The organism is Listeria immobilis (assembly GCF_014322765.1).
GTDB classification, from domain to species: domain Bacteria; phylum Bacillota; class Bacilli; order Lactobacillales; family Listeriaceae; genus Listeria; species Listeria immobilis.
The window spans coordinates 1-901 of sequence record NZ_JAASTZ010000040.1 but is presented as its reverse complement, the minus strand read 5'-3'; the positions used below and the strand labels follow the sequence as shown (position 1 = coordinate 901).

The 901-nt window shown below is 40.8% G+C and carries 1 protein-coding gene; it reads left to right on the top strand.

Features of this window, described 5'->3' with window-relative positions:
- Positions 1-98 precede the first annotated feature (98 nt).
- On the top strand, positions 99-901 hold an 803-nt coding region (locus HCJ50_RS15565), incomplete at its 3' end, for an IS3 family transposase (protein WP_311769644.1).

The following is a 901-nucleotide window of genomic DNA, read 5'->3' as shown; positions in this document are numbered from 1 at the left end:
GGCATCGAAGGTCTTTCACCAAAACAGAAAGGACGACCTTCGATGTCCAAGAAAAAGAAACAAATTCAGCCCAAGAAACCCATGACACGGGAACAAGCATTAGAACGAGAAAACGAATTATTACGTGCAGAACTTGCTTTTATAAAAAAGCTCCGCGCTTTAGGAATGGATGTCCCAGAACGACTCAAGAACGAGATGCCCGAATCATCCACGAACTCCGAAGGGAGTTCCGATTAACGATTCTTCTGCAAGCCACAAAATTTCCTAAAGCGACCTACATGTATTGGCAAAAACGATTAGAACAGAAAAATCCAAATGCATCATTAGAGAAAAAGATCCAAGAAATTTTTGATGAGCATCACGGAAACTATGGCTATCGCCGGATTCAACTAGCGTTGAAGGCACAAGGAATAAAGGTCAATCAGAAAAAAGTTCGACGAATTATGGGGAAACTTGGGCTAAAAGGCTCCAAGTTTATTCGGAAATCTCGTAGATATAATTCTTACAAAGGAACCATTGGACGAGGGGCAAAAAACCGTATTCGTCGCCGTTTTTATACATCCATTCCTCATCAAAAAGTGACCACGGATACATCGGAATTCAAATATTACGAGCGTGATAAAAACAAGCAGCTAGTTATCAAAAAATTGTATCTGGATCCTTTCCTTGATATGTTTAACGGAGAAATTTTATCGTATCGAATTTCTGAGCGACCCAACGCTAAAGCCATTATGGATGCCCAAAAAGAAGCGATGGACCGTACCGATGATTGCCCCTATCGTCGTACGTTCCACTCTGACCAAGGATGGGCTTACCAAATGAAAGCATACAAAAAGCAGTTAACCAAGCAAAACATCTTTCAAAGTATGTCACGAAAAGGGAACTGTTTTGACAATTCTCC